Origin of the sequence: Enterobacter cloacae complex sp. FDA-CDC-AR_0132, assembly GCF_003010695.1 — a bacterium.
GTDB lineage: Bacteria > Pseudomonadota > Gammaproteobacteria > Enterobacterales > Enterobacteriaceae > Enterobacter > Enterobacter ludwigii.
Genome location: NZ_CP027618.1, coordinates 2,390,609 through 2,416,131 on the forward strand (window position 1 = coordinate 2,390,609; position 25,523 = coordinate 2,416,131).

22 protein-coding genes are annotated in these 25,523 nt (G+C 55.4%); 17 read left to right on the top strand and 5 right to left on the bottom strand.

Annotation, left to right across the window (positions count from 1 at the left end):
- The first annotated feature begins 12 nt into the window (after window positions 1–12).
- The 16 genes from AM379_RS11595 (at window position 13) to mutT (ending at window position 20,089) form a co-directional block, all read left to right on the top strand.
- Window positions 13–1,779 (top strand): peptidoglycan glycosyltransferase FtsI, encoded by a 1,767-nt coding sequence (locus AM379_RS11595; protein ID WP_014168624.1) that lies wholly within the window; start codon window positions 13–15, stop codon window positions 1,777–1,779.
- Window positions 1,766–3,253: a UDP-N-acetylmuramoyl-L-alanyl-D-glutamate--2,6-diaminopimelate ligase gene (gene murE / locus AM379_RS11600; RefSeq protein ID WP_032679622.1), complete on the top strand. Its 1,488-nt coding sequence runs from the start codon at window positions 1,766–1,768 to the stop codon at window positions 3,251–3,253. The genes AM379_RS11595 and murE overlap by 14 nt, the downstream gene beginning before the upstream one ends.
- Entirely contained in the window at window positions 3,250–4,608 is a 1,359-nt protein-coding gene (gene murF / locus AM379_RS11605) for a UDP-N-acetylmuramoyl-tripeptide--D-alanyl-D-alanine ligase (protein WP_025205424.1), read from the top strand. Before murE ends, murF begins: the two co-directional genes overlap by 4 nt.
- Window positions 4,602–5,684, top strand: coding sequence for a phospho-N-acetylmuramoyl-pentapeptide-transferase (gene mraY / locus AM379_RS11610; protein WP_008501985.1), 1,083 nt, complete (start codon window positions 4,602–4,604; stop codon window positions 5,682–5,684). Before murF ends, mraY begins: the two co-directional genes overlap by 7 nt.
- Window positions 5,685–5,686: 2 nt before the next feature.
- Window positions 5,687–7,003 (top strand): UDP-N-acetylmuramoyl-L-alanine--D-glutamate ligase, encoded by a 1,317-nt coding sequence (murD, locus tag AM379_RS11615; RefSeq protein ID WP_025205419.1) that lies wholly within the window; start codon window positions 5,687–5,689, stop codon window positions 7,001–7,003.
- On the top strand, window positions 7,003–8,247 hold the full coding sequence (gene ftsW, locus AM379_RS11620; protein ID WP_106503730.1) for a cell division protein FtsW: 1,245 nt from the start codon (window positions 7,003–7,005) through the stop codon (window positions 8,245–8,247). Before murD ends, ftsW begins: the two co-directional genes overlap by 1 nt.
- Window positions 8,244–9,308 carry an undecaprenyldiphospho-muramoylpentapeptide beta-N-acetylglucosaminyltransferase gene (murG, locus tag AM379_RS11625; RefSeq protein ID WP_106503731.1) on the top strand — a complete coding sequence of 355 codons (1,065 nt, stop codon included), beginning with the start codon at window positions 8,244–8,246 and terminating at the stop codon, window positions 9,306–9,308. The genes ftsW and murG overlap by 4 nt, the downstream gene beginning before the upstream one ends.
- Window positions 9,309–9,366: 58 nt before the next feature.
- Window positions 9,367–10,842, top strand: a complete 1,476-nt coding sequence (gene murC / locus AM379_RS11630) for a UDP-N-acetylmuramate--L-alanine ligase (protein ID WP_106503732.1) — start codon at window positions 9,367–9,369, stop codon at window positions 10,840–10,842.
- Window positions 10,835–11,755 carry a D-alanine--D-alanine ligase gene (locus AM379_RS11635; RefSeq protein ID WP_025205414.1) on the top strand — a complete coding sequence of 307 codons (921 nt, stop codon included), beginning with the start codon at window positions 10,835–10,837 and terminating at the stop codon, window positions 11,753–11,755. The genes murC and AM379_RS11635 overlap by 8 nt, the downstream gene beginning before the upstream one ends.
- 1 nt (window position 11,756) lies before the next feature.
- Window positions 11,757–12,599, top strand: coding sequence for a cell division protein FtsQ (gene ftsQ, locus AM379_RS11640; RefSeq protein WP_014168632.1), 843 nt, complete (start codon window positions 11,757–11,759; stop codon window positions 12,597–12,599).
- On the top strand, window positions 12,596–13,852 hold the full coding sequence (gene ftsA / locus AM379_RS11645; RefSeq protein WP_006173845.1) for a cell division protein FtsA: 1,257 nt from the start codon (window positions 12,596–12,598) through the stop codon (window positions 13,850–13,852). The genes ftsQ and ftsA overlap by 4 nt, the downstream gene beginning before the upstream one ends.
- Window positions 13,853–13,915: 63 nt before the next feature.
- Window positions 13,916–15,067 carry a cell division protein FtsZ gene (gene ftsZ / locus AM379_RS11650; RefSeq protein ID WP_008501978.1) on the top strand — a complete coding sequence of 384 codons (1,152 nt, stop codon included), beginning with the start codon at window positions 13,916–13,918 and terminating at the stop codon, window positions 15,065–15,067.
- 101 nt (window positions 15,068–15,168) lie between these two features.
- Complete coding sequence (gene lpxC / locus AM379_RS11655) at window positions 15,169–16,086, top strand: UDP-3-O-acyl-N-acetylglucosamine deacetylase (protein ID WP_014168633.1); 918 nt, start codon at window positions 15,169–15,171, stop codon at window positions 16,084–16,086.
- A gap of 283 nt (window positions 16,087–16,369) precedes the next feature.
- Complete coding sequence (gene secM, locus AM379_RS11660) at window positions 16,370–16,873, top strand: secA translation cis-regulator SecM (protein WP_072255744.1); 504 nt, start codon at window positions 16,370–16,372, stop codon at window positions 16,871–16,873.
- A gap of 60 nt (window positions 16,874–16,933) precedes the next feature.
- Entirely contained in the window at window positions 16,934–19,639 is a 2,706-nt protein-coding gene (gene secA, locus AM379_RS11665) for a preprotein translocase subunit SecA (protein ID WP_014168636.1), read from the top strand.
- Between the two features lie 57 nt (window positions 19,640–19,696).
- Window positions 19,697–20,089: an 8-oxo-dGTP diphosphatase MutT gene (gene mutT / locus AM379_RS11670; protein WP_014168637.1), complete on the top strand. Its 393-nt coding sequence runs from the start codon at window positions 19,697–19,699 to the stop codon at window positions 20,087–20,089.
- 1 nt (window position 20,090) lies between these two features.
- On the opposite strand, the gene yacG is transcribed toward mutT, so the two are convergent.
- Genes yacG through coaE form a run of 3 tightly spaced genes read right to left on the bottom strand, consistent with a single transcriptional unit; the run spans window position 20,091 to window position 21,658 of the window.
- Window positions 20,091–20,285: a DNA gyrase inhibitor YacG gene (gene yacG / locus AM379_RS11675; protein WP_020882580.1), complete on the bottom strand. Its 195-nt coding sequence runs from the start codon at window positions 20,283–20,285 to the stop codon at window positions 20,091–20,093.
- A 9-nt stretch (window positions 20,286–20,294) separates the two neighbouring features.
- A complete protein-coding gene (zapD, locus tag AM379_RS11680; protein ID WP_014168639.1) occupies window positions 20,295–21,038 on the bottom strand; it encodes a cell division protein ZapD in 744 nt (247 codons plus the stop codon).
- Window positions 21,038–21,658 (bottom strand): dephospho-CoA kinase, encoded by a 621-nt coding sequence (coaE, locus tag AM379_RS11685; RefSeq protein ID WP_014168640.1) that lies wholly within the window; start codon window positions 21,656–21,658, stop codon window positions 21,038–21,040. The genes zapD and coaE overlap by 1 nt, the downstream gene beginning before the upstream one ends.
- A 228-nt stretch (window positions 21,659–21,886) precedes the next feature.
- Between coaE and AM379_RS11690 the strand changes: the two genes are divergently transcribed.
- Window positions 21,887–22,930 (top strand): GMP reductase, encoded by a 1,044-nt coding sequence (locus AM379_RS11690; RefSeq protein WP_032679625.1) that lies wholly within the window; start codon window positions 21,887–21,889, stop codon window positions 22,928–22,930.
- Between the two features lie 33 nt (window positions 22,931–22,963).
- Here the strand turns inward: AM379_RS11690 and hofC are convergent, their stop codons facing one another.
- A complete protein-coding gene (gene hofC / locus AM379_RS11695) occupies window positions 22,964–24,148 on the bottom strand; it encodes a protein transport protein HofC (RefSeq protein ID WP_032679626.1) in 1,185 nt (394 codons plus the stop codon).
- Window positions 24,138–25,520: a type II secretion system protein GspE gene (gene gspE, locus AM379_RS11700; RefSeq protein WP_106503733.1), complete on the bottom strand. Its 1,383-nt coding sequence runs from the start codon at window positions 25,518–25,520 to the stop codon at window positions 24,138–24,140. The genes hofC and gspE overlap by 11 nt, the downstream gene beginning before the upstream one ends.
- Window positions 25,521–25,523: the final 3 nt, after the last annotated feature.

Consider the following 25,523-nt stretch of genomic DNA (forward strand, 5'->3'; position numbering starts at 1 on the left):
AAAACGCGACGCATGAGAGCAGCGGCAAAAACGCTTAAACCAAAACGTCAGGAAGAACAGGCCAACTTTATCAGTTGGCGTTTTGCGTTGCTTTGCGGCTGCATTTTACTGGCGCTGGGTTTCCTGCTGGGACGCGTGGCATGGTTGCAAATCATCGCCCCTGACATGCTGGTTCGACAGGGCGACATGCGTTCCCTTCGCGTTCAGGAAGTGTCGACGTCCCGCGGGATGATCACCGACCGCTCAGGCCGTCCACTGGCCGTGAGCGTACCGGTTAAAGCCATCTGGGCCGATCCGAAAGAGCTGCACGATGCGGGTGGCATTACGCTTGATAACCGCTGGAAGGCGCTCTCGGATGCCCTGAAAATGCCGCTGGATCAGCTCGCTTCCCGCGTCAACGCCAATCCAAAAGGGCGTTTTATCTATCTGGCGCGTCAGGTCAACCCTGACATGGCGGACTACATTCGTAAGCTGAAGCTGCCGGGTATTCACCTTCGTGAAGAATCCCGCCGCTACTATCCTTCCGGCGAAGTAACCGCTCACCTCATTGGCTTTACCAACGTTGATAGCCAGGGGATTGAGGGCGTTGAAAAAAGCTTCGATAAATGGCTCACCGGCCAGCCTGGCGAGCGAATTGTTCGTAAAGACCGCTACGGCCGCGTTATCGAAGATATCTCTTCCACGGACAGTCAGGCGGCACACAACCTGGCGCTGAGTATTGATGAGCGTCTGCAGGCATTGGTCTACCGCGAGCTGAACAACGCCGTCGCCTTCAACAAGGCGGAATCCGGCAGCGCCGTGCTGGTGGACGTCAGTACGGGCGAAGTGCTGGCGATGGCCAACAGCCCGTCCTATAACCCGAACAACTTTACCGGCACCGCAAAAGATGCAATGCGTAACCGGGCGATTACCGACGTGTTCGAACCGGGCTCCACGGTGAAACCGATGGTGGTCATGACGGCGCTCCAGCGTGGCATCGTCAATGAAAACACGGTTCTGAACACGATCCCTTACCGTATTAACGGCCACGAGATTAAAGACGTGGCGCGCTACAGCGAATTGACCCTGACCGGGGTTTTACAGAAGTCGAGTAACGTTGGCGTTTCAAAGCTGGCGTTAGCGATGCCGTCCTCAGCGTTAGTAGAGACTTACTCACGTTTTGGGCTTGGAAAGGCGACCAATTTGGGGTTGGTCGGAGAACGCAGTGGCTTATATCCTCAAAAACAACGGTGGTCTGACATAGAGAGGGCCACCTTCTCTTTCGGCTACGGGCTAATGGTAACGCCGTTACAGTTAGCGCGAGTCTACGCAACGATTGGCAGCTATGGCGTCTATCGTCCGCTGTCCATTACCAAAGTTGATCCACCGGTTCCGGGTGAGCGTATCTTCCCGGAATCCATCGTTCGTACCGTCGTTCATATGATGGAAAGCGTGGCGCTGCCTGGCGGCGGCGGCGTGAAGGCAGCGATCAAAGGCTATCGCATCGCCATCAAAACCGGTACCGCGAAAAAAGTGGGGCCAGACGGCCGTTACATCAACAAATACATTGCCTATACCGCAGGCGTTGCGCCTGCCAGTAATCCGCGTTTTGCGCTGGTGGTCGTCATTAACGATCCACAGGCGGGTAAATACTACGGCGGCGCCGTTTCCGCGCCTGTGTTCGGGGCCATCATGGGCGGCGTGTTGCGCACCATGAACATCGAACCGGATGCGCTGGCAACGGGCGAGAAAAGTGAATTTGTAATTAATCAAGGCGAGGGTACAGGTGGCAGATCGTAATTTGCGCGACCTTCTCGCTCCGTGGGTGCCTAATGCACCGGAGCGAGCACTGCGAGAGATGGTACTGGACAGCCGTGCGGCTGCTTCTGGCGATCTTTTTGTGGCGGTGGTCGGTCATCAGGCGGACGGGCGTCGTTATATCCCGCAGGCGATTGCGCAAGGTGTTGCTGCCATTATTGCTGAGGCCAAAGATGAGGCAACCGACGGTGAAATCCGTGAAATGCACGGGGTGCCGGTCATCTATCTCAGCCAGTTAAACGAGCGTCTTTCTGCGCTGGCCGGACGTTTCTATCACGAACCGTCCGATCGGCTGCGTCTGGTGGGCGTGACAGGTACAAACGGCAAAACCACGACCACGCAGCTCATGGCGCAGTGGGCGCAGCTGCTGGGTGAAACCGGTGCGGTCATGGGAACTGTCGGTAACGGTCTGTTGGGCAAAGTGAGCCCGACCGAAAACACCACCGGCTCCGCAGTCGACGTACAGCATGTGCTGGCCGGCCTGGCAGGGCAGGGGGCAACCTTTGCCGCGATGGAAGTCTCTTCCCACGGTCTGGTGCAGCACCGCGTGGCGGCGCTGAAGTTTGCCGCCTCGGTATTCACTAACCTGAGCCGCGATCACCTTGATTATCATGGTGATATGGAGCATTACGAAGCGGCGAAATGGCTGCTCTACTCCACCCACCATAGCGGACAGGCCATCATCAACGCTGACGACGAAGTCGGTCGCCGCTGGCTGGCGAAGCTGCCGGATGCGGTTGCGGTGTCGATGGAAGACCATATCAACCCGAACTGCCACGGCCGCTGGCTGAAGGCGGTTGCGGTGGATTATCACGACAGTGGCGCCACCATTCGTTTTACCTCCTCATGGGGTGACGGTGAAATTGAAAGCCGCCTGATGGGCGCGTTTAACGTCAGCAACCTGCTGCTGGCGCTGGCGACGCTGCTGGCGCTGGGTTATCCGATGAACGCGCTGCTGGAAACGGCCGAGCGTCTGCAGCCGGTATGTGGCCGTATGGAAGTGTTCAGCGCACCGGGCAAACCGACCGTGGTGGTCGATTATGCCCACACGCCGGACGCACTGGAAAAAGCGCTGGAAGCGGCGCGTCTGCACTGCACCGGTAAGCTCTGGTGTGTGTTTGGCTGCGGTGGCGACCGTGATAAGGGCAAACGTCCACTGATGGGTGCCATTGCTGAACAGTTCGCGGATATTCCAGTTGTGACCGATGACAACCCGCGTACTGAAGAGCCGCGCGCCATTATTAACGACATTCTGTCGGGCATGCTGGATGCAGGCCGCGCCCGCGTGGTGGAAGGCCGTGCGGAAGCCGTGACCAACGCCATCATGCAGGCTCAGGAAAACGACGTTGTGCTGCTGGCCGGGAAAGGCCATGAGGATTATCAGATTGTTGGCAACCGTCGTCTCGATTATTCGGACCGCGTCACGGCCGCGCGTCTGCTGGGAGTCGTGGCATGATTAGCATCACCTTAAGTCAGGCCGCTGCGGTACTGCAGGGCGAGCTGCTGGGTCACGATCTGACCATCGAGGCCGTGACGACCGATACCCGCAAAGTGACCCCGGGTTGTCTGTTTGTGGCGCTGAAGGGCGAACGTTTTGACGCGCATGATTTTGCACAACAGGCCAGGGAGAATGGTGCAGGGGCGCTGCTGGTCAGCCGTAAACTCGCTGTCGATCTGCCGCAGATCGTGGTGAAAGATACCCGTCTGGCATTCGGCGAGCTGGCGGCCTGGGTTCGTCAGCAGGTACCGACGCGCGTCGTCGCGCTGACCGGTTCATCAGGCAAAACCTCTGTGAAAGAGATGACTGCGGCCATCCTGAGCCAGTGCGGAAATACGCTTTATACGGCAGGCAACCTTAACAATGATATCGGCGTGCCGATGACATTACTTCGCCTGACCAAAGAGCATGAATTTGCCGTGATCGAGTTAGGGGCAAACCACCAGGGCGAAATCGCCTGGACCGTGAGCCTGACGCGCCCGGAAGCAGCGCTGGTGAATAACCTGGCCGCTGCACATCTGGAAGGTTTTGGTTCGCTGGAAGGCGTGGCGAAAGCTAAAGGCGAGATCTATACCGGCCTGCCGGAAGACGGTATCGCCATTATGAATGCCGACAACAATGACTGGCTGAACTGGCAACAGATCATTGGTTCCCGCAAGACCTGGCGCTTCTCGCCGAATGCGGCCAACAGTGATTTTACCGCGACCAATATTCATGTGACTTCGCATGGCACGGAATTCACCCTTAATACCCCAACCGGGGGCATTGAGGTGCTTCTGCCATTGCCGGGTCGTCATAATATCGCCAATGCGCTCGCGGCAGCGGCGCTGTCGATGGCGGTTGGTGCGTCGCATCAGGCGATTAAAACCGGTCTGGCAAATTTAAAAGCCGTGCCGGGGCGTCTGTTCCCGATCCAGCTTGCGGAAAACAAACTGCTTCTGGATGACTCCTATAACGCGAACGTCGGCTCAATGACCGCGGCGGTGCAGGTGTTGTCTGAGATGCCAGGTTATCGCGTGCTGGTGGTGGGCGATATGGCTGAGCTGGGTGATGAAAGCGAAGCGTGTCATGTCCAGGTGGGGGACGCGGCGAAAGCGGCAGGTATTGATTGCGTGCTGAGCGCCGGAAAACTGAGCCAGGCGATTAGCCATGCCAGCGGTGTTGGCGAGCACTTTGCCGATAAAGCCGCGCTGATTGAACGCCTTAAGGCATTGATGACAGAAAAACAAATTGTGACTGTGTTAGTGAAAGGTTCACGTAGTGCCGCCATGGAAGAGGTTGTGCACGCATTACAGGAGAACGGGACATGTTAGTTTGGCTGGCCGAACATTTGGTCAAATATTATTCAGGCTTTAACGTCTTTTCCTATCTGACGTTTCGCGCCATTGTCAGCCTGCTGACTGCGCTGTTCATCTCTTTGTGGATGGGCCCGCGCATGATTGCCCGTCTGCAAAAACTCTCCTTCGGTCAGGTTGTGCGTAACGACGGTCCGGAGTCGCACTTCAGCAAGCGGGGTACGCCGACCATGGGCGGGATCATGATCCTGACCGCGATCGTTGTTTCCGTACTGCTGTGGGCTTATCCCTCTAACCCGTACGTCTGGTGCGTACTTACCGTGCTGGTGGGCTACGGCATCATTGGGTTTGTTGATGATTACCGCAAGGTCGTGCGTAAAGACACCAAAGGTCTGATCGCCCGCTGGAAATACTTCTGGATGTCGGTGATTGCGCTGGGTGTGGCCTTCGCGCTGTATCTGGCAGGAAAAGACACACCCGCCACCGAGCTGGTGGTGCCGTTCTTTAAAGATGTGATGCCGCAACTGGGGCTGTTCTACATTCTGCTGGCCTACTTCGTCATCGTGGGCACCGGTAACGCCGTAAACCTGACCGACGGTCTGGATGGCCTGGCGATTATGCCAACCGTCTTCGTCGCCGCCGGTTTTGCGCTGGTGGCGTGGGCCACCGGTAACATGAACTTTGCTAACTATTTGCACATTCCATACCTGCGACACGCAGGCGAACTGGTTATCGTCTGTACGGCGATTGTCGGGGCGGGACTGGGCTTCCTGTGGTTCAACACCTACCCGGCGCAGGTCTTTATGGGTGACGTCGGTTCACTGGCTCTGGGCGGCGCGCTGGGCATTATTGCCGTACTGCTGCGCCAGGAGTTCCTGCTGGTGATTATGGGTGGGGTATTTGTGGTTGAAACCCTTTCAGTGATTTTGCAGGTCGGGTCCTTCAAGCTGCGCGGTCAGCGCATCTTCCGTATGGCACCGATTCACCATCACTATGAACTGAAAGGCTGGCCGGAACCGCGCGTGATTGTGCGCTTCTGGATTATTTCGCTGATGCTGGTGCTGATTGGCCTGGCAACGCTGAAGGTACGTTAATCATGGCAGATTACCAGGGCAAAAAAGTCGTTATCATCGGGTTGGGGCTGACAGGCCTCTCCTGCGTGGACTTTTTCCTCGCGCGCGGCGTGACGCCGCGCGTAATGGATACGCGTGTTTCTCCGCCGGGTCTGGATAAACTGCCGGAACAGGTTGAACGCCACCTTGGTGGTCTGAATGATGACTGGCTGCTGGCAGCCGATCTGATTGTCGCCAGCCCCGGTATGGCGCTGGCGCATCCTTCACTCAGCGCCGCGGCCGATGCGGGCGTTGAGATTGTCGGTGATATTGAGTTGTTCTGCCGTGAAGCGCAGGCACCCGTTATCGCGATTACCGGCTCTAACGGTAAAAGCACCGTCACCACCCTTGTGGGTGAGATGGCGAAAGCGGCGGGCATGAACGTGGGCGTGGGAGGCAATATTGGCCTGCCAGCGCTAATGCTGCTGGATAAGGGCTGTGAATTGTACGTCCTCGAGCTTTCCAGCTTCCAGCTGGAAACGACCTCCAGCCTTCGTGCGGCCGCGGCGACGATCCTTAACGTTACTGAAGATCATATGGATCGCTATCCGTTTGGTCTGCAGCAGTACCGTGCCGCCAAACTGCGCATTTATGAAAATGCGAAGGTCTGCGTCGTCAACGCGGATGACGCCCTGACCATGCCGGTGCGCGGGGCGGACGATCGCTGCATTAGCTTTGGCATCACCATGGGTGACTATCATCTTAACCGTCAGCTGGGCGAAACCTGGCTGCGCGTGAAGGGTGAGAAAGTGCTGAACGTGAAAGAGATGAAGCTTACCGGCCAGCATAACTACACCAATGCTCTGGCAGCGCTGGCGCTGGCGGATGCCGTAGGGCTGCCGCGTTCGTCCAGCCTGCAAGCATTGACCACCTTTACCGGCCTGGCGCACCGTTTCCAGCTGGCGCTGGAGCACAACGGTGTGCGCTGGATTAACGACTCAAAAGCCACCAACGTCGGCAGTACCGAGGCCGCCCTGAACGGCCTGCACGTTGAAGGGACCCTGCATTTACTGCTGGGCGGCGACGGTAAATCGGCGGATTTCTCCACGCTGAAACCGTATCTCGCCGGGAATAATATCCGCTTGTACTGCTTTGGTCGCGACGGCAGTGAGCTGGCTGAGCTGCGTCCTGACATTGCCGAGCAAACCGAGACCATGGAGCAGGCGATGCGGCTGATTGCCCCTCGCGTGAAGCCGGGTGATATGGTGCTGCTCTCTCCGGCCTGCGCCAGCCTCGATCAATTCAAGAATTTCGAACAGCGTGGCGATCTCTTTACCCGTCTGGCGAAGGAGTTAGGCTGATGCGTTTATCTCTCCCTCGCCTGAAAATGCCGCGCCTGCCAGGATTTGGCGTTCTGGCGTGGGTGTTTGCGGCACTCAAAGGCTGGGTGATGGGCTCTCGTCAAAAAGATAACGACAGCCTGGTTATGTACGACCGTACGCTCTTCTGGCTCACGCTGGGACTGGCGGCGGTTGGTTTTATCATGGTGACCTCGGCGTCAATGCCTGTCGGGCAGCGACTGGCGAACGATCCGTTCCTGTTTGCGAAACGTGATGGCCTGTACATCATCCTGGCGTTCTGTCTGGCGCTGGTGACATTACGTCTGCCGATGGAGTTCTGGCAGCGGCACAGTACCACGATGCTGATCGCCTCCATCATTATGCTGCTGATCGTACTGGTGGTGGGGAGCTCCGTAAACGGGGCATCGCGCTGGATTGCCTTTGGCCCACTGCGTATTCAGCCCGCGGAATTTACCAAGCTCTCTCTGTTCTGCTACCTGGCTAACTACCTGGTACGTAAAGTGGATGAAGTGCGTAATAACCTGCGCGGCTTCTTAAAACCCATGGGCGTTATTCTGGTGCTGGCGGTCTTACTGCTGGCGCAGCCTGACCTTGGTACCGTGGTCGTGCTGTTTGTCACCACGCTGGCAATGCTGTTCCTGGCCGGTGCGAAGCTGTGGCAGTTCATCGCCATCATCGGAATGGGTATCTCAGCGGTTGTGCTGCTGATCCTCGCCGAGCCTTACCGTATCCGCCGTGTGACCTCATTCTGGAACCCGTGGGAAGACCCGTTTGGCAGCGGTTATCAGCTGACGCAGTCGCTGATGGCTTTTGGTCGCGGTGAAGTCTGGGGTCAGGGCCTGGGCAACTCGGTACAAAAACTGGAGTATTTACCCGAAGCGCACACTGACTTCATCTTCTCCATTATTGGGGAAGAACTGGGTTATATCGGTGTGGTATTAGCGCTATTAATGGTATTCTTCGTCGCTTTCCGCGCCATGTCGATTGGGCGGAAAGCGCTGGAGATCGATCACCGCTTTTCAGGTTTCTTAGCCTGCTCAATAGGTATCTGGTTTAGTTTCCAGGCATTGGTTAACGTCGGGGCCGCAGCGGGTATGCTGCCGACCAAAGGCCTGACGTTGCCGTTGATCAGTTATGGTGGTTCCAGTCTGCTGATTATGTCGACGGCCATCATGATGTTGTTACGCATAGATTATGAAACGCGTCTGGAAAAAGCCCAGGCGTTTACACGAGGTTCACGATGAATCAACCGAAGCGGTTAATGGTGATGGCAGGCGGTACCGGTGGACATGTGTTCCCGGGGCTCGCAGTTGCGCACCATTTAATGGAACAGGGCTGGCAGGTACGCTGGCTGGGAACCGCGGACCGCATGGAAGCCGACCTGGTACCGAAGCACGGTATCGAGATCGACTTTATTCGCATTTCCGGCTTACGCGGAAAAGGCATTACGGCCCAGCTTCTGGCACCGGTGCGTATTTTCAACGCCTGGCGTCAGGCGCGCGCCATCATGAAGCGTTTTAAGCCTGATGTGGTGCTGGGGATGGGCGGCTATGTTTCTGGCCCGGGTGGGCTGGCGGCCTGGTCATTGGGCATCCCCGTGGTGCTGCATGAGCAGAACGGCATTGCCGGTCTGACCAATAAATGGCTGGCGAAAATTGCCACCAAAGTGATGCAGGCTTTCCCGGGAGCCTTCCCGAAGGCGGACGTGGTGGGTAACCCGGTGCGCGTAGACGTGCTGGCGCTGCCATTACCGGATGCGCGCCTGCCTGGTCGTGAAGGGCCGGTTCGTGTGCTGGTCGTTGGCGGTTCTCAGGGCGCACGCATTTTAAACCAGACGATGCCGCAGGTTGCAGCAAAGCTGGGGGATGCGGTGACAATCTGGCACCAAAGCGGAAAAGGTGCTCAGCAGATGGTTGAGCAGGCTTACGCCGATGAAGGCCAGCTGCAGCATAAAGTGACGGAATTTATCGACGACATGGCCGCAGCGTATGCCTGGGCCGATGTCGTGGTCTGCCGCTCTGGCGCATTGACGGTGAGCGAAATTGCCGCCGCCGGGTTGCCGGCTCTGTTTGTGCCGTTCCAGCACAAAGACAGACAGCAGTACTGGAATGCGCTGCCGCTTGAGAAAGCCGGCGCCGCGAAAATATTTGAACAGCCACAATTTACCGCCGATGCGGTCGCCACCACCCTGGCGGGCTGGAACAGAGAGGCATTACTGGAGATGGCGCAACGCGCACGCGCGACCGCTATTCCTGATGCCACGGAACGGGTGGCAAAAGAAGTGAGCCTGGCAGCCCAGGCTTAACCCTCGCAGCGCGTGTTGCGCTGCACGAATTTTTTAAGTAGTCGATGGCGTTTAGAGAATGAATACACAACAACTGGCAAAACTGCGTTCTATCGTGCCCGAGATGCGTCGCGTCCGGCACATTCACTTTGTTGGCATCGGTGGTGCTGGCATGGGCGGTATTGCCGAAGTGTTAGCTAACGAAGGCTATCAGATCAGCGGGTCTGACCTGGCGCCAAACCCTGTTACGCAGCAGCTGGCGTCGCTTGGGGCGACTATCTATTTCAATCATCGCCCGGAAAACGTGCGCGATGCGAGCGTGGTGGTCGTGTCGAGCGCCATCTCCTCTGATAACCCGGAAATCGTGGCCGCGCACGAAGCGCGTATTCCGGTGATCCGCCGTGCGGAAATGCTGGCGGAGTTGATGCGTTTTCGTCATGGCATTGCGATTGCCGGAACCCACGGCAAAACCACCACCACGGCGATGGTCTCCAGCATTTATGCAGAAGCGGGCCTCGACCCGACGTTCGTCAATGGTGGTCTGGTAAAAGCGGCAGGCGTGCATGCACGTCTCGGACACAGCCGTTATTTAATTGCCGAAGCGGATGAGAGCGATGCGTCGTTCCTGCATCTGCAGCCGATGGTCGCCATCGTCACCAATATCGAAGCCGACCATATGGATACTTACCAGGGCGACTTCGAGAACTTAAAGCAGACCTTTATTAATTTCCTGCACAACCTGCCGTTCTATGGACGCGCGGTAATGTGTGTAGACGATCCGGTGATTCGCGAGCTGTTGCCGCGCGTCGGACGTCAAATCACGACTTACGGCTTCAGCGAAGACGCTGATGTCCGCGTGGAAGATTACAAACAGCTGGGTGCGCAGGGGCATTTCACCCTGGCGCGTCAGGACAAAGAACTGCTGCATGTCACCCTGAATGCACCAGGGGGTCACAACGCCCTGAATGCCGCAGCGGCAGTGGCCGTGGCGACAGAAGAAGGCATTGATGACGAAGCCATTCTTCGTGCACTGGAAAGCTTCCAGGGAACCGGGCGTCGCTTCGACTTCCTCGGTGAATACCCGCTGGAGGCGGTGAACGGTAAACCCGGTACTGCCATGCTGGTTGATGACTACGGTCACCACCCGACGGAAGTGGACGCAACGATCAAAGCCGCGCGTGCAGGCTGGCCAGAAAAAAAACTGGTCATGATCTTCCAGCCGCACCGTTTCACGCGTACCCGTGACCTGTATGACGATTTCGCCAGCGTCCTGTCACAGGTGGATACGCTCCTGATGCTGGATGTTTATGCAGCGGGCGAAACTCCTATTCCTGGTGCAGACAGCCGTTCTTTATGTCGTACCATCCGCGGACGCGGTAAAGTAGACCCTATTTTGGTTTCCGATCCTGCCCAGGTGGCTGAAATTCTGGCCCCGGTGCTGACCGGCAACGATCTAATTCTGATTCAGGGCGCGGGAAATATCGGCAAAATCGCCCGTACCTTAGCTGAAATCAAACTGAAGCCGCAAACTCAGGAGGATGAGCATCATGGCTGATAAGATTGCTGTCCTGTCTGGCGGCACATCCGCCGAGCGCGAGGTTTCCCTGAATTCAGGTGCCGCTGTACTGGCGGGCCTGCGTGAAGGGGGTGTGGATGCGCACCTGGTCGATCCGAAAGAGACTGACGTAACCCAGTTAAAGGCGATGGGCTTCGATAAAGTCTTTATCGCGTTACATGGCCGTGGTGGCGAAGACGGCACCCTTCAGGGGCTGCTGGAACTCACCGGCATGCCGTACACCGGCAGCGGTGTGATGGCCTCCGCCATTTCTATGGATAAACTGCGCAGTAAACTGCTGTGGCAGGGCGCGGGTTTACCCGTTGCCCCCTGGGTTGCCCTGACGCGTCGCGAATTTGAAATGGGCCTCTCCGATAGCGTTAATGCACGCATTGCTGAGCTGGGCTTACCGGTTATTGTAAAGCCCAGCCGCGAAGGGTCGAGCGTTGGCATGTCCAAAGTTGATAAAGCTGAGGATTTATCTTCCGCTTTAGCCCTGGCATTTCAACATGATGAAGAAGTTCTGATTGAAAAATGGCTCAGCGGGCCGGAATTTACCGTCGCGATGCTTGGCGAAGAAATTTTACCGTCAATTCGTATCCAACCGGCCGGAACCTTCTATGATTATGAGGCGAAGTATCTCTCTGATGAGACGCAATATTTCTGCCCAAGTGGTCTTGAAGCTGAGCGTGAAACCGATTTACAGTCCCTGGTGGTTAAAGCCTGGCATGTTCTGGGTTGCCGTGGATGGGGCCGCATCGACGTGATGCTCGACAGTGATGGACAATTTTATCTGCTGGAAGCAAATACTTCTCCGGGAATGACCAGCCACAGCCTTGTGCCGATGGCAGCGCGTCAGGCGGGGATGAGCTTCTCGCAATTAGTCGTACGTATTCTGGACCAGGCGGGCTGATATGTCTCAGGCTGCATTGAACACGCGCAACCGCGATGACGAAGAAGAATACTCTTCTTCACGCCGGAGTAATGGAACGCGTCTTGCAGGTATTATTTTCCTGCTCGGGGTGCTGTGCACCGTGTTTATCAGCGGCTGGATGGTTCTGGGCTGGATGGAAGATGCGCAACGGTTGCCGCTTTCGAAGCTGGTGGTCACCGGTGAGCGTCATTACACCCGTAACGATGACATTCGCCAGACAATTCTGGCACTGGGATCGCCTGGCACCTTTATGACGCAGGACGTCAATATTATCCAGAGTCAGATTGAACGTCTGCCATGGATAAAACAGGCGAGTGTCAGAAAGCAATGGCCTGATGAATTGAAGATTCATCTGGTTGAATATGTGCCCATTGCGCGTTGGAATGATCAGCACATGGTTGACGTAGACGGAAATTCCTTCAGCGTCCCGGCCGATCGTGTCAACAAGCAAAATTTACCGATGTTGTATGGCCCGGAAGGTAGCGAAAACGAAGTGTTACAAGGTTTTCGTGAAATGGGGCAGGTGCTGGCGAAGGACAGGTTTACGCTAAAAGATGCTGCAATGACGGCGCGCCGCTCCTGGCAACTGACGTTAACGAATGGCATTAAGCTCAACCTGGGTCGCGGGGACACAATGAAACGTCTGGCGCGATTTGTAGAACTTTACCCGGTTTTACAGCAGCAGGCACAGACTGACGGCAAACGGATAAGCTACGTTGATTTGCGCTATGACTCAGGCGCAGCAGTCGGTTGGGAACCGGCTCCGGTCGAGGAACCTAATCAGCAACAGAATCAGGCACAGGTACAGGCAGAACAACAATGATCAAGGCGACGGACAGAAAACTGGTAGTTGGACTGGAGATTGGCACCGCGAAGGTTGCCGCTTTAGTAGGGGAAGTTCTGCCCGACGGTATGGTCAATATCATTGGCGTGGGCAGTTGCCCGTCCCGTGGTATGGATAAAGGTGGGGTTAACGATCTTGAGTCGGTGGTGAAGTGCGTACAGCGCGCCATCGATCAGGCTGAATTGATGGCAGATTGCCAGATTTCCTCTGTTTATCTGGCGCTTTCGGGTAAGCACATTAGCTGCCAGAACGAAATCGGCATGGTGCCGATTTCCGAAGAAGAAGTGACGCAGGAAGACGTTGAAAACGTTGTGCATACGGCGAAATCCGTGCGCGTTCGCGATGAGCATCGCGTGCTGCACGTGATCCCGCAGGAGTATGCGATTGACTACCAGGAAGGGATCAAAAACCCGGTCGGTCTTTCCGGCGTACGTATGCAGGCAAAAGTGCACTTGATCACATGTCACAACGATATGGCGAAGAACATTGTAAAAGCCGTTGAACGTTGTGGCCTGAAAGTTGACCAACTCATTTTCGCCGGTCTTGCAGCGAGCTATTCCGTGCTGACCGAAGATGAACGTGAACTGGGTGTCTGTGTGGTCGATATTGGTGGTGGTACAATGGACATGGCCGTGTATACCGGCGGTGCGCTGCGCCACACCAAAGTGATCCCGTATGCCGGGAACGTTGTGACCAGCGATATTGCTTACGCTTTTGGTACGCCACCGAGTGATGCAGAAGCGATTAAAGTACGCCACGGCTGTGCGCTGGGGTCTATCGTTGGCAAAGATGAGAGCGTTGAAGTGCCGAGTGTGGGCGGACGTCCACCGCGCAGCCTGCAGCGCCAGACGTTGGCAGAGGTCATTGAGCCGCGTTATACCGAGCTGCTTAACCTGGTCAACGAAGAGATTTTGCAGTTACAGGAACAGCTTCGCCAGCAGGGCGTGAAACATCATCTTGCAGCGGGGATTGTATTAACCGGCGGGGCAGCGCAAATTGAAGGTCTTGCGGCCTGCGCTCAGCGCGTGTTCCATACGCAAGTGCGTATCGGTGCTCCGCTGAATATCACCGGTTTAACGGATTATGCTCAGGAGCCGTACTATTCAACGGCCGTGGGCCTGCTCCACTACGGGAAAGAATCTCATCTCAGTGGTGAAGCAGAAGTGGAAAAACGCGTCTCAGTTGGGTCGTGGGTCAAACGACTGAACAACTGGTTGCGAAAAGAGTTTTAATTTTTTTAAGAGACCGGAGAGAATTAGCGGTCTCGGGCGACAGGCACAACGGAGAGAGAAATTATGTTTGAACCTATGGAACTGACCAACGACGCGGTGATTAAAGTCATCGGCGTCGGTGGCGGCGGCGGTAACGCCGTAGAGCATATGGTGCGTGAACGCATTGAAGGTGTTGAGTTCTTTGCAGTTAACACCGATGCACAGGCACTGCGTAAGACGGCTGTAGGCCAGACTATCCAGATCGGCGGTGGCATCACCAAAGGGCTGGGCGCTGGGGCTAACCCGGAAGTCGGTCGTAATGCGGCTGAAGAAGATCGTGAGGCCCTGCGCGCTGCACTGGAAGGTGCGGACATGGTCTTTATCGCAGCGGGTATGGGTGGCGGTACGGGTACCGGCGCAGCACCTGTTGTGGCTGAAGTAGCGAAAGATTTAGGTATCCTGACCGTTGCTGTCGTGACCAAGCCTTTCAACTTTGAAGGCAAGAAGCGTATGGCTTTCGCGGAGCAGGGTATCACTGAACTGTCCAAGCACGTGGACTCGTTGATTACCATCCCGAACGACAAACTGTTGAAAGTTCTGGGTCGCGGTATCTCTCTGCTGGACGCTTTTGGCGCAGCCAACGACGTGCTGAAAGGCGCGGTGCAGGGTATCGCTGAACTGATTACTCGTCCTGGTCTGATGAACGTTGACTTTGCAGACGTTCGTACCGTGATGTCCGAAATGGGCTACGCGATGATGGGCTCTGGCGTGGCAAGCGGTGAAGACCGTGCAGAAGAAGCGGCTGAAATGGCTATCTCTTCTCCACTGCTGGAAGATATCGACCTGTCTGGTGCGCGCGGCGTGCTGGTCAACATTACCGCTGGCTTCGACCTGCGTCTGGATGAGTTTGAAACCGTGGGTAACACTATCCGTGCGTTCGCCTCTGACAACGCTACCGTGGTAATCGGTACTTCCCTTGACCCGGAAATGAACGACGAGCTGCGTGTTACTGTTGTTGCTACCGGTATCGGTATGGACAAGCGTCCTGAGATCACCCTGGTGACCAACAAACAGACTCAGCAGCCGGTTATGGATCGTTACCAGCAGCACGGTATGTCTCCTCTGACTCAGGAGCAGAAACCGGCCGCGAAAGTGGTTAACGACCCCACTCCGCAAACGGCGAAAGAGCCAGATTATCTGGATATCCCGGCGTTCCTGCGCAAGCAAGCTGACTAAGAATTGGCTGGAATTTGGGGATTTTCGCTCTTTGTGCTAAACTGGCCCACCGTCAGTGATATACACTTTCGGTTGGATAGTTAATTTGGCGAGATTATACGATGATCAAACAAAGGACACTTAAACGTATCGTTCAGGCGACTGGTGTCGGTTTACATACCGGCAAGAAAGTCACACTGACGTTACGCCCTGCGCCGGCCAATACCGGGGTCATCTATCGTCGCACCGACTTGAATCCACCGGTAGACTTTCCGGCCGATGCCAAATCTGTGCGTGATACTATGCTCTGTACTTGTCTGGTGAACGAGCATGACGTGCGGATTTCTACCGTAGAGCACCTGAACGCCGCCCTGGCGGGTCTGGGTATCGACAACATTATGGTTGAAGTCGATGCGCCAGAAATCCCGATCATGGATGGTAGTGCTGCTCCGTTCGTCTATCTGTTGCTGGATGCCGGCATCGAAGAACTGAACTGCGCGAAAAAATTTGTTCGTATCAAAGAGACCGTTCGCGTCGAAGATGGCGACAAATGGGCTGAATTCAAACCGTACAATGGTTTCTCGTTGGACTTTACCATCGATTTTAACCATCCGGCGATTGATGCCAGCACCCAACGCTATGCGATGAACTTCTCTGCTGATGCGTTTATGCGCCAGATCAGCCGTGCCCGTACGTTTGGCTTCATGCGTGATATCGAATATCTGCAGTCCCGCGGCCTGTGCCTGGGCGGCAGCTTCGATTGTGCCATCGTTGTTGACGATTATCGCGTACTGAACGAAGACGGTCTGCGTTTTGAAGATGAATTCGTTCGTCACAAAATGCTGGATGCTATCGGCGACCTGTTTATGTGTGGTCACAACATCATTGGTGCATTTACCGCGTTTAAATCCGGTCATGCACTGAACAACAAACTGTTGCAGGCAGTCCTGGCAAAACAGGAAGCTTGGGAATATGTGACCTTTGAAGACGAAGCTGAGCTGCCGCTGGCCTTCAAAGCACCAAACACGGTACTGGCGTAACGGTTAAAGCCGTTTCGTAAAAAATCGACTGGTTAACCTGGTACTCTCTCCGACCAGGGAGACCAGTCGTTTTTATTTTTACCCCTCTTCATTTATTTGCCCCAGCGTCACTTCTCGTTTGCCCGGTGCAGAAAATCTGTGCGTTAGCTGCATTCTTGACCGTTTTTCCCCGCAGCAATACGTCATTCCTGCTGCTGTGTATTGGCTTTAGTGGTAATATCTGGGCGCTTAAAAGAATAATTGAATTCAGCCTGTTGAAGGCTGGCTTAATGTGGTGGAGCAATTGAGCGGAATACTGACGCGCTGGCGACAATTTGGCAGACGTTACTTCTGGCCGCATCTCTTATTAGGGATGGTCGCGGCGAGTTTCGGCTTGCCTGCGCTCAGCAACAGTGCGGAAGCGGCGACGCCGACGAAGACCTCCACAACCAAACACGATCTCAACACGCGGGTTAATTTTACTAACCTGGCGTGGCTTGAAGCCAATCGCCGCCCGAATTTCTCGGTGGATTACTGGCACCAGCATGCGATCCGTACCGTTATTCGCCATCTGTCATTTGCGATGGCTCCGCAGGCACTGCCTGTTGCTGAAGAGACGCTGCCGGTACAGGCGCAGCATCTTGCTCTGCTGGACACGCTTAACGCGCTGCTTACGCAGGACAGTCAGCCACCCGTCATGGTGCGTCAGACCACACAAATCGCGCACGTTCCTCCTGCGACCTTCTCCGTTTCGACATGGATTAGCCAGGTTCACGGCATCCGCGCCGGGCCTCAACGCCTCAGCTAAATTAACCTTTTTTCAATACCTTAATTTATCTGCCCAACCTGGGGCGTTTGAGAATTTATTATGCTAATCAAATTGTTAACAAAAGTTTTTGGTAGTCGTAACGATCGTACCCTGCGCCGTATGCGCAAAGCTGTTACCGTCATCAATGGCATGGAGCCGGCGATGGAGAAGCTCTCTGATGACGAGCTGAAAGCGAAAACCGTAGAATTCCGCGCGCGTCTTGAAAAAGGCGAAACGCTGGAAAGCCTGATCCCGGAAGCCTTCGCCGTTGTGCGTGAGGCCAGTAAACGTGTGTTTGGCATGCGTCACTTCGACGTTCAGCTGCTGGGTGGTATGGTGCTTAACGAGCGCTGCATCGCGGAAATGCGTACCGGTGAAGGTAAAACCCTGACCGCAACGTTGCCCGCCTACCTGAACGCACTGACCGGTAAAGGCGTTCACGTCGTTACCGTCAACGACTATCTGGCACAGCGTGATGCCGAAAACAACCGTCCCCTGTTTGAATTCCTGGGCATGACCGTTGGCATCAACATGTCCGGTCTGCCGGCACCCGCCAAACGTGAAGCCTATAACGCGGATATCACCTACGGTACCAACAACGAATACGGCTTCGACTACCTGCGTGACAACATGGCGTTTAGCCCTGAAGAGCGCGTGCAGCGTAAATTGCACTATGCGCTGGTGGATGAGGTGGACTCCATCCTGATCGATGAAGCGCGTACCCCGCTGATCATCTCCGGCCCGGCCGAAGACAGCTCCGAGATGTACCGTAAAGTCGATAAAATCATTCCGCACCTGCTGCGTCAGGAGAAAGAAGATTCCGACACCTTCCAGGGTGAAGGTCACTTCTCTGTCGATGAAAAAGCGCGGCAGGTGAACCTGACCGAACGCGGTCTGGTGAAAATTGAAGAGCTGCTGGTGGCTGAAGGCATCATGGAAGAGGGCGAGTCTCTGTACTCTCCGACGAACATTATGCTGATGCACCACGTCACTGCCGCGTTGCGTGCCCACGCGCTGTTCACCCGCGATGTCGACTACATCGTGAAAGACGGTGAAGTTATCATCGTTGATGAGCACACCGGCCGTACCATGCAGGGTCGTCGCTGGTCTGACGGTCTGCACCAGGCCGTTGAGGCCAAAGAAGGCGTTGATATTCAAAATGAAAACCAGACGCTGGCCTCTATTACCTTCCAGAACTACTTCCGTTTGTACGAGAAGCTGGCGGGGATGACCGGTACTGCAGATACCGAAGCATTTGAATTCAGCTCCATCTACAAACTGGATACCGTGGTCGTTCCAACCAACCGTCCAATGATCCGTAAGGATATGCCGGACCTGGTGTACATGACCGAAGCGGAAAAAATTCAGGCGATCATTGAAGATATTCGCGATCGTACCGCTAATGGCCAGCCGGTGCTGGTGGGGACAATCTCCATCGAGAAATCCGAAGTGGTTTCCAATGAGCTGACCAAAGCGGGCATCAAACACAACGTACTGAACGCCAAATTCCACGCCAAAGAGGCGGATATCGTTGCGCAGGCGGGTTACCCGGCAGCGGTAACAATCGCCACCAACATGGCGGGTCGTGGTACCGACATTATGCTGGGTGGTAGCTGGCAGGCAGAGATTGCCGAGCTGGAAAACCCAACGCCGGAGCAGATTGCTCAGATTAAAGCGGACTGGCAGGTACGCCATGACGCGGTGCTGGCATCCGGTGGTTTGCATATCATTGGTACCGAACGTCATGAATCTCGTCGTATCGATAACCAGCTGCGCGGCCGTGCGGGTCGTCAGGGCGATGCCGGTTCTTCCCGCTTCTACCTGTCTATGGAAGATGCGCTGATGCGTATTTTCGCCTCTGACCGTGTTTCCGGCATGATGCGTAAACTGGGTATGAAACCTGGCGAAGCCATTGAACACCCGTGGGTCACTAAAGCGATTGCTAACGCCCAGCGTAAAGTAGAAAGCCGCAACTTCGATATTCGTAAGCAGCTGCTGGAATATGATGATGTGGCCAACGACCAGCGTCGTGCCATCTATACCCAGCGTAACGAGCTGCTGGACGTGTCCGACGTGAGCGACACCATCAACAGCATTCGCGAAGACGTATTCAAAGCGACTATCGACGCGCATATTCCACCGCAGTCTCTGGAAGAAATGTGGGATATCGAAGGTCTGCAGGAACGCCTGAAAAACGACTTCGACCTCGAACTGCCAATCAAAGAGTGGCTGGACAAAGAGCCTGAGCTGCACGAAGAGACCCTGCGTGAACGTATTTTCGAAACCGCGCTGGACGTATACAAGCGTAAGGAAGAAGTCGTTGGCGCTGAGATGATGCGTCACTTCGAAAAAGGCGTGATGCTGCAAACGCTGGACTCCCTGTGGAAAGAGCACCTGGCGGCGATGGACTACCTGCGTCAGGGTATTCACCTGCGTGGTTACGCGCAGAAAGATCCGAAGCAGGAGTACAAGCGTGAATCCTTCGCCATGTTTGCGTCCATGCTGGAGTCACTGAAGTATGAAGTGATCAGCACCCTGAGCAAAGTTCAGGTACGCATGCCGGAAGAAGTGGAAGCAATGGAGCAACAGCGCCGTGAAGAAGCTGAGCGTCTGGCACAGATGCAGCAGCTGAGCCACCAGACTGACGAGAGCGAAGCTGCGGCAGCGATCGCGGCCCAGACCGGCGATCGTAAAGTTGGCCGCAACGATCCGTGCCCGTGTGGTTCCGGTAAAAAATACAAGGCGTGCCACGGTCGTCTGAGCTAAATTCATAACAAAACAAAAAGGCGCAGAAATCTGCGCCTTTTTTATGGAAGTGACAATATGAAAATACTGCAAATTGCCGTCGGGATTATTCGCAACCCGCAAAACCAGTTCTTTATCACCCAGCGCGCCGCCGACGCCCATATGGCGAACAAATGGGAGTTTCCGGGCGGGAAAATCGAGTCAGGCGAAACGCCGGAACAGGCGCTGATCCGTGAGCTTCAGGAAGAAGTGGGGATCACCCCGCTTGGCGCAACGCTGTTTGACAAGCTCGAATACCAGTTTCCCGATCGTCACATTACGCTTTGGTTCTGGCTGGTGGAAAACTGGGAGGGGGATCCTTGGGGCAAAGAGGGGCAACCGGGTAACTGGGTTGAACTGCAGGCAAGCGATGCCGACAAATTCCCGCCGGCAAATGAGCCTGTGATTACCCGGTTAGTGCAGGGAGTTTAATTTACTGCTGTTCTTCACTCCAGTCATCGCTGTCCGAAAGAGTGCCTTCACTCGGAATGCGTTTCTCTTCCGCCGCCCATTCGCCCAGGTCAATTAACTGACAGCGTTTACAGCAGAATGGGCGGTATGGGCTCACTTCGCCCCAGACAACACTTTTGCCACAGGTTGGGCAGTTTACGATGGTTACGTCAGACATTGGCACTCCTTAACAACAGGCCAGTTCAAAATCGAGGCGTTCCGGCACGGTGCCATTTTCACTGTCCAGCGGCATAAAGCGAATCGCAAAACGGCTCTTATGCCCGGAAATTTGCGGGTAAAGCTGCACGTCGAGCGAAAGGTTCAGTCGCAGCAGATCGGCATCGTCCCCGTTATCCTGGTAAAAACCGTTCAGGCTGGTCTGCTTGCGGAACGGCGCAGAGTTACGGATAAGATCGAGGATCAGCGATAACGTCCGGTGCATCGGCTCCAGGCTTTCCAGCCAGATATTCACCTGCGCATCACGCTGCGTTTGCGGCATGTGCAGCCACATATGAAGCGTCGGCAGGTCAAAGCTGCAGCATCCACCGGGAATACTCAGACGCTGGCGTACCAGGGCAATCAAGCGATCTTCACGCAAAAACTGGCCAACGCGAGGGGCAGCCATTAACGTGCTGCTACTGCTTTTTAACTGCTGACGCAGGGAATCGATACGGCTTTGATCAACACCCGGGACTTCCGCCCATGCCTGCAGTTTACGCTGCTGACGCTCAAGTTCTTTCAGTAATTCGGTGCGAACATCTCCACGCTCAATCACATCCAGCAGGTCGCCCACATTGCGGAAGAAGTGCAACGCAGTGGCGTGATCGTTGACAGGCAGGTGTTGCGAGAGTTGTTGAATAAGAAATTCGATACGCAGCCAGGTACGCATTTTTTCGTTAAGTGGATGCTCAAAAAGGATGTGAGTCGACATTATGGTTTTTCCTGTGCAACGGCCTGCGCGGCGAAGGTCAAATACTGCGCGTGCAGACGGGCAACATCCGATGCAATGGCATCTGGTGCGCCGTTATTATCAATAACATCATCCGCAACGGCCAGGCGCTGATCGCGCGTGGCCTGAGCGGCAAGAATTTGTTCGGCATGTTCGCGCGAGACGCGATCGCGCGTCATGGTTCGCTGGATTTGCGTTTCGGGAAGGACATCAATGACCAGAACCCGATCGGCTTTCTTCTGCAGCTGATTTTCTACCAGCAACGGAACTACCCACAGCACATACGGTGAGCGGGCGGCGGCAATCTGACGCTGAGTTTCCTGGTGGATAATGGGGTGGAGCAGGGCATTAAGCCAGACCTTTTCCGCAGAATCGGAAAAAATGCATTCGCGAAGCTGCCGGCGATTTAGCGTGCCGTCTGCATTGATGATGGCCGGACCAAAATGTTCTTCAATGGCCTTTAACGCGGGTGTATTCGGTTCTACCACCTGACGGGCAATGATATCGGCATCGATAATCGCGATACCCAGGCGAGCGAAAGCGTCCGCAACGGTACTTTTGCCACTACCGATGCCGCCGGTTAATGCGACGGTATACCCCATTAAATCAAATCCTGGGAATTATTCATTATTAAAATCAGTTGGTTGAAATTCAAACGTATGCCAGCCAATGTTTAGCTCTCTTTACCGGCTTTTTACCAGGTAAATTTATAGGATTGTAGCGTAAAAAAAGAGAATTTCGCAGTCTTGCGGAGCAGGTATTAGTGCGTATGATAACGTCACTGGAGTTGTGCTTTTAACATATTTGCCTCTAACCCCAGGAATCCGCACATGCGTATCGAAGAAGATCTGAAGTTAGGTTTCAAAGACGTTCTTATCCGCCCTAAACGCTCTACACTGAAAAGTCGCTCAGACGTTGAACTCGAACGTCAATTCACCTTTAAACATTCCGGTCAGACCTGGTCTGGCGTGCCGATCATCGCTGCCAATATGGATACCGTAGGAACCTTCGAGATGGCAACCGCGCTGGCACAGTTCGACATCCTCACGGCAGTTCACAAACACTACAGCCCTGAAGAGTGGAACGCCTTTGTGGCATCCGCTTCTGCTGAGGTCGTGAAGCATGTGATGGTCTCTACCGGAACCTCAGATACCGATTTCGAAAAGACCAAACAAATCCTCAAGAGTAACCCCGCGCTGAACTTCGTCTGTATTGATGTAGCGAATGGTTATTCCGAACACTTCGTGCAGTTCGTGAGCAAGGCGCGTGAAGCCTGGCCGAACAAAACCATCATTGCGGGTAACGTAGTGACCGGCGAGATGTGTGAGGAGCTGATCCTCTCTGGCGCAGATATCGTCAAAGTGGGCATTGGCCCGGGTTCCGTGTGCACCACGCGTGTGAAAACCGGTGTCGGTTATCCGCAGCTTTCTGCGGTTATTGAATGTGCCGATGCCGCGCACGGCCTGGGCGGCCAGATCATCAGTGACGGCGGTTGTACTACCCCGGGTGATGTCGCGAAAGCTTTCGGCGGCGGCGCAGACTTCGTGATGCTTGGCGGTATGCTGGCAGGTCACGAAGAGAGTGGCGGTACCGTGGTGGAAGAGAACGGTGAGAAATTTATGCTGTTCTACGGTATGAGCTCTGAATCGGCGATGACCCGTCACGTGGGTGGCGTTGCAAAATACCGTGCGGCAGAAGGCAAAACCGTGAAGCTGCCGCTGCGCGGCCCGGTTGAGAATACCGCACGTGACATTCTTGGTGGCCTGCGTTCGGCCTGCACCTATGTGGGGGCATCCCGCCTGAAAGAGTTGACGAAACGCACGACCTTTATCCGCGTTCAGGAACAGGAAAACCGCGTTTTCAACAGCCTGTAATCGCGTAAGCTGGCGCACATCCGTGTGCCAGCGTTATCCCGCACTCATCGCATCCCCGAGATGGAAGATAGGCAGATACATTGCCACCACCAGCGTGCCGATAATCACACCCGTCACGATCAGCAGTACAGGCTCCAGCACGGCAGCCAGGTTATCTGCTGACTGAAAGGTTTGCTCTGTGTGGTGACGCGCCAGGTTTACCAGCATGATATCGAGCGCACCTGACGTTTCGCCGGTTCGCAATAGCTGAATACACAGCGGAGTAAAAACTGCCGCCTTTTGAAAGGATGCCCAAAGGGGATAACCCTTTTCAATGTCTTCCCGGATGGCGCGGAGTATCCCCTGCCAGTACCTGCTCTCAACCGTCTCTTCTGCACTCTCCAGACCCTTTAAAAAAGCGATGCCCGCCTGCTGCGTGAGCGACAGTACGGTAAAAATTTGCCCCAGCTTTTGTCCTTTAGCCAGCGCGCCCATGACGGGGATATGCAGCAGTACGTGTTGCCAGCGCGGATCCTGCCGCAAACCCCAGGCGATGAGCACGGGAAGGAGTAGCCCCGCGAACAGCGCGAGGGCATAGGACTGTATAAACGTTGCCATTCCCATGACTATTTGTGTCAGCATCGGGAGCGGGGTATTAAACGTTTTGTAGATGGCGGCGAATTCTGGCAAGACCAGAGTGACCATGGCCAGCACCACGAATACTGCCAGAGCCAGAATTACCATCGGGTAACGCAGTGCCTTTTTCACCTTCGCACTGAGTTGCTGCTGCGATTTTTGTTGCTGGGCAAGCTCACGGCAGCACGTTTCCAGTTTTCCGGTTAGCTCGCCGGTCTTCACCATCGACACATACAGTGGGCTAAATACCGCGGGCCAGCGCTTCAGCGCCTCAGAAAAAGGGCATCCTTCACTCAGCTCATCGGCAAGGCTTTGCAGGAGTGCCTGCCAGGGTGTTATCGGATGCTGGTCCGCCAGCATCTGCAGGCTGTCAGACAATGTCAGGCCCGCCTGCAAAAGCGTGGCGAGCTGGTGAAATACCTCGTAGCGGTGATGTGGTCGCCAGCGATACCTCTGCGTGCAGCGGGTGATTGTCAGAGGATGCAGCGCTTTGCGCATCAGCCTGTCTAAAGCCGCATTGCGGTCAGTTGCCCACAGAGCCCCGCTTCGGGGCTCTCCTTCAACGGATAGCGCACGCCAGCGCCAGAGGTGATTAGCAGCCATCGGGCATTCCCAGGATACGCAGCAACTCTTCGAGCGTGGTCAGTCCCTGTTCAACAGCCATACAGCCATGTTCGAAAAGGGATGTCATTCCTGCCTGACGGGCGCTGGCCTCAATCACCTCAGACCCCGCTCCGCTGGCAATGGCCTGCCGGAGTGTCTGGTCAATGACGAGCACTTCAAAAATGGCGACGCGACCATAAAAACCGTGATAACAGCGCTCACAGCCGGTGGGTTGCCAGCGCGGTAGCGGCCGGGGCCAAACGGAGCGAGGCAGTTCTGCCCGCTTGTCGGTTTCCTGACGGCAATGGGGGCATAAACGGCGCACCAGCCGCTGGGCGATGACCAGCGAGAGGGCGGAAGAGATCATCCATCGCGCCACCCCCATCTGCTGCAGGCGGATCAGGGTTTCCGCCGTCGAGTTGGTGTGTAGCGTCGACAACACCAGATGCCCGGTTTGTGCGGCATTAATGGCAATCCCTGCCGTTTCGCCATCACGAATTTCGCCGACCATAATGATGTCAGGATCCTGACGTAGCAGCGCTCTCAGCACCGTCTGGAAGGTAAGGCCCGCACGCGGGTTTATCTGCGTCTGGTTTAATCCTGCAAGCGGGATCTCTATCGGGTCTTCCACGCTACAGATGTTCACATCCGGCGTGTTTCGAGCCTGCAGCGCGCTGTACAGCGTCACGGTTTTACCGCTGCCGGTGGGGCCGGTAACCAGAATCAGCCCCTGCGGCTGGTGGAGCACTTCGCTAAAGCCGGCCAGCTGTTTAGCATTCATCCCCAACGTTTCCGGCTCAAGAGATTGCTGAACCTGATGCAGCAGGCGCAGTACAATTTTTTCACCGCCGCTGCAGGGAAGCGTGGCGATGCGAAATGAGACCGGCTCGTTTGCCAGCTCAATCGTAAACTGACCGTCCTGCGGTAAGCGGCGCTCCGCAATATCGAGGTTACCCAGCACTTTTAACCGGGCGCTGAGCATGGTGGCCAGCGCGGCTGAAAGTGGGGGCTGCGGGCAAAGCACGCCGTCGATGCGCAGGCGAATCTGGCAAGTCTGCTCCATCGGTTCAATATGAATATCAGAAGCGCGTTGGTTTATCGCCTGCTGCAGCGTGTGGTTAAGAATATCCACCGCTGAGTGTGTCGGCGTAACGACGGGCAGATGCGTTTGTGTGGTTAACTGCCGGTGCTTTTCCATGCGCTCGGCGCTCCAGCACTCGATATCAATCCGTTTCTGGGTAGCGAAACGCAGGGCTTCCATCAGTTCAGGGCCGGGGTATCCCACGACGGCAATGCTAATCATGTCGCTATCGCTACTCAGCAGAAGGGCGTGGTGACGCAGACAAAGTGCGACAAGCTGATCGGTATTCATCAT

Bases quoted from the DNA above. Each gene is read 5' to 3' on its own strand.
- coaE (WP_014168640.1), bottom strand. From the start codon at position 21,658: ATGGGGTATACCGTCGCATTAACCGGCGGCATCGGTAGTGGCAAAAGT.
- ftsZ (WP_008501978.1), top strand. From the start codon at position 13,916: ATGTTTGAACCTATGGAACTGACCAACGACGCGGTGATTAAAGTCATC.
- ftsA (WP_006173845.1), top strand. From the start codon at position 12,596: ATGATCAAGGCGACGGACAGAAAACTGGTAGTTGGACTGGAGATTGGC.
- mraY (WP_008501985.1), top strand. From the start codon at position 4,602: ATGTTAGTTTGGCTGGCCGAACATTTGGTCAAATATTATTCAGGCTTT.
- yacG (WP_020882580.1), bottom strand. From the start codon at position 20,285: ATGTCTGACGTAACCATCGTAAACTGCCCAACCTGTGGCAAAAGTGTT.
- murF (WP_025205424.1), top strand. From the start codon at position 3,250: ATGATTAGCATCACCTTAAGTCAGGCCGCTGCGGTACTGCAGGGCGAG.
- murD (WP_025205419.1), top strand. From the start codon at position 5,687: ATGGCAGATTACCAGGGCAAAAAAGTCGTTATCATCGGGTTGGGGCTG.
- mutT (WP_014168637.1), top strand. From the start codon at position 19,697: ATGAAAATACTGCAAATTGCCGTCGGGATTATTCGCAACCCGCAAAAC.
- murG (WP_106503731.1), top strand. From the start codon at position 8,244: ATGAATCAACCGAAGCGGTTAATGGTGATGGCAGGCGGTACCGGTGGA.
- gspE (WP_106503733.1), bottom strand. From the start codon at position 25,520: ATGAATACCGATCAGCTTGTCGCACTTTGTCTGCGTCACCACGCCCTT.
- AM379_RS11595 (WP_014168624.1), top strand. From the start codon at position 13: ATGAGAGCAGCGGCAAAAACGCTTAAACCAAAACGTCAGGAAGAACAG.
- AM379_RS11690 (WP_032679625.1), top strand. From the start codon at position 21,887: ATGCGTATCGAAGAAGATCTGAAGTTAGGTTTCAAAGACGTTCTTATC.
- lpxC (WP_014168633.1), top strand. From the start codon at position 15,169: ATGATCAAACAAAGGACACTTAAACGTATCGTTCAGGCGACTGGTGTC.
- AM379_RS11635 (WP_025205414.1), top strand. From the start codon at position 10,835: ATGGCTGATAAGATTGCTGTCCTGTCTGGCGGCACATCCGCCGAGCGC.
- ftsQ (WP_014168632.1), top strand. From the start codon at position 11,757: ATGTCTCAGGCTGCATTGAACACGCGCAACCGCGATGACGAAGAAGAA.
- ftsW (WP_106503730.1), top strand. From the start codon at position 7,003: ATGCGTTTATCTCTCCCTCGCCTGAAAATGCCGCGCCTGCCAGGATTT.
- zapD (WP_014168639.1), bottom strand. From the start codon at position 21,038: ATGTCGACTCACATCCTTTTTGAGCATCCACTTAACGAAAAAATGCGT.
- murC (WP_106503732.1), top strand. From the start codon at position 9,367: ATGAATACACAACAACTGGCAAAACTGCGTTCTATCGTGCCCGAGATG.
- secA (WP_014168636.1), top strand. From the start codon at position 16,934: ATGCTAATCAAATTGTTAACAAAAGTTTTTGGTAGTCGTAACGATCGT.
- hofC (WP_032679626.1), bottom strand. From the start codon at position 24,148: ATGGCTGCTAATCACCTCTGGCGCTGGCGTGCGCTATCCGTTGAAGGA.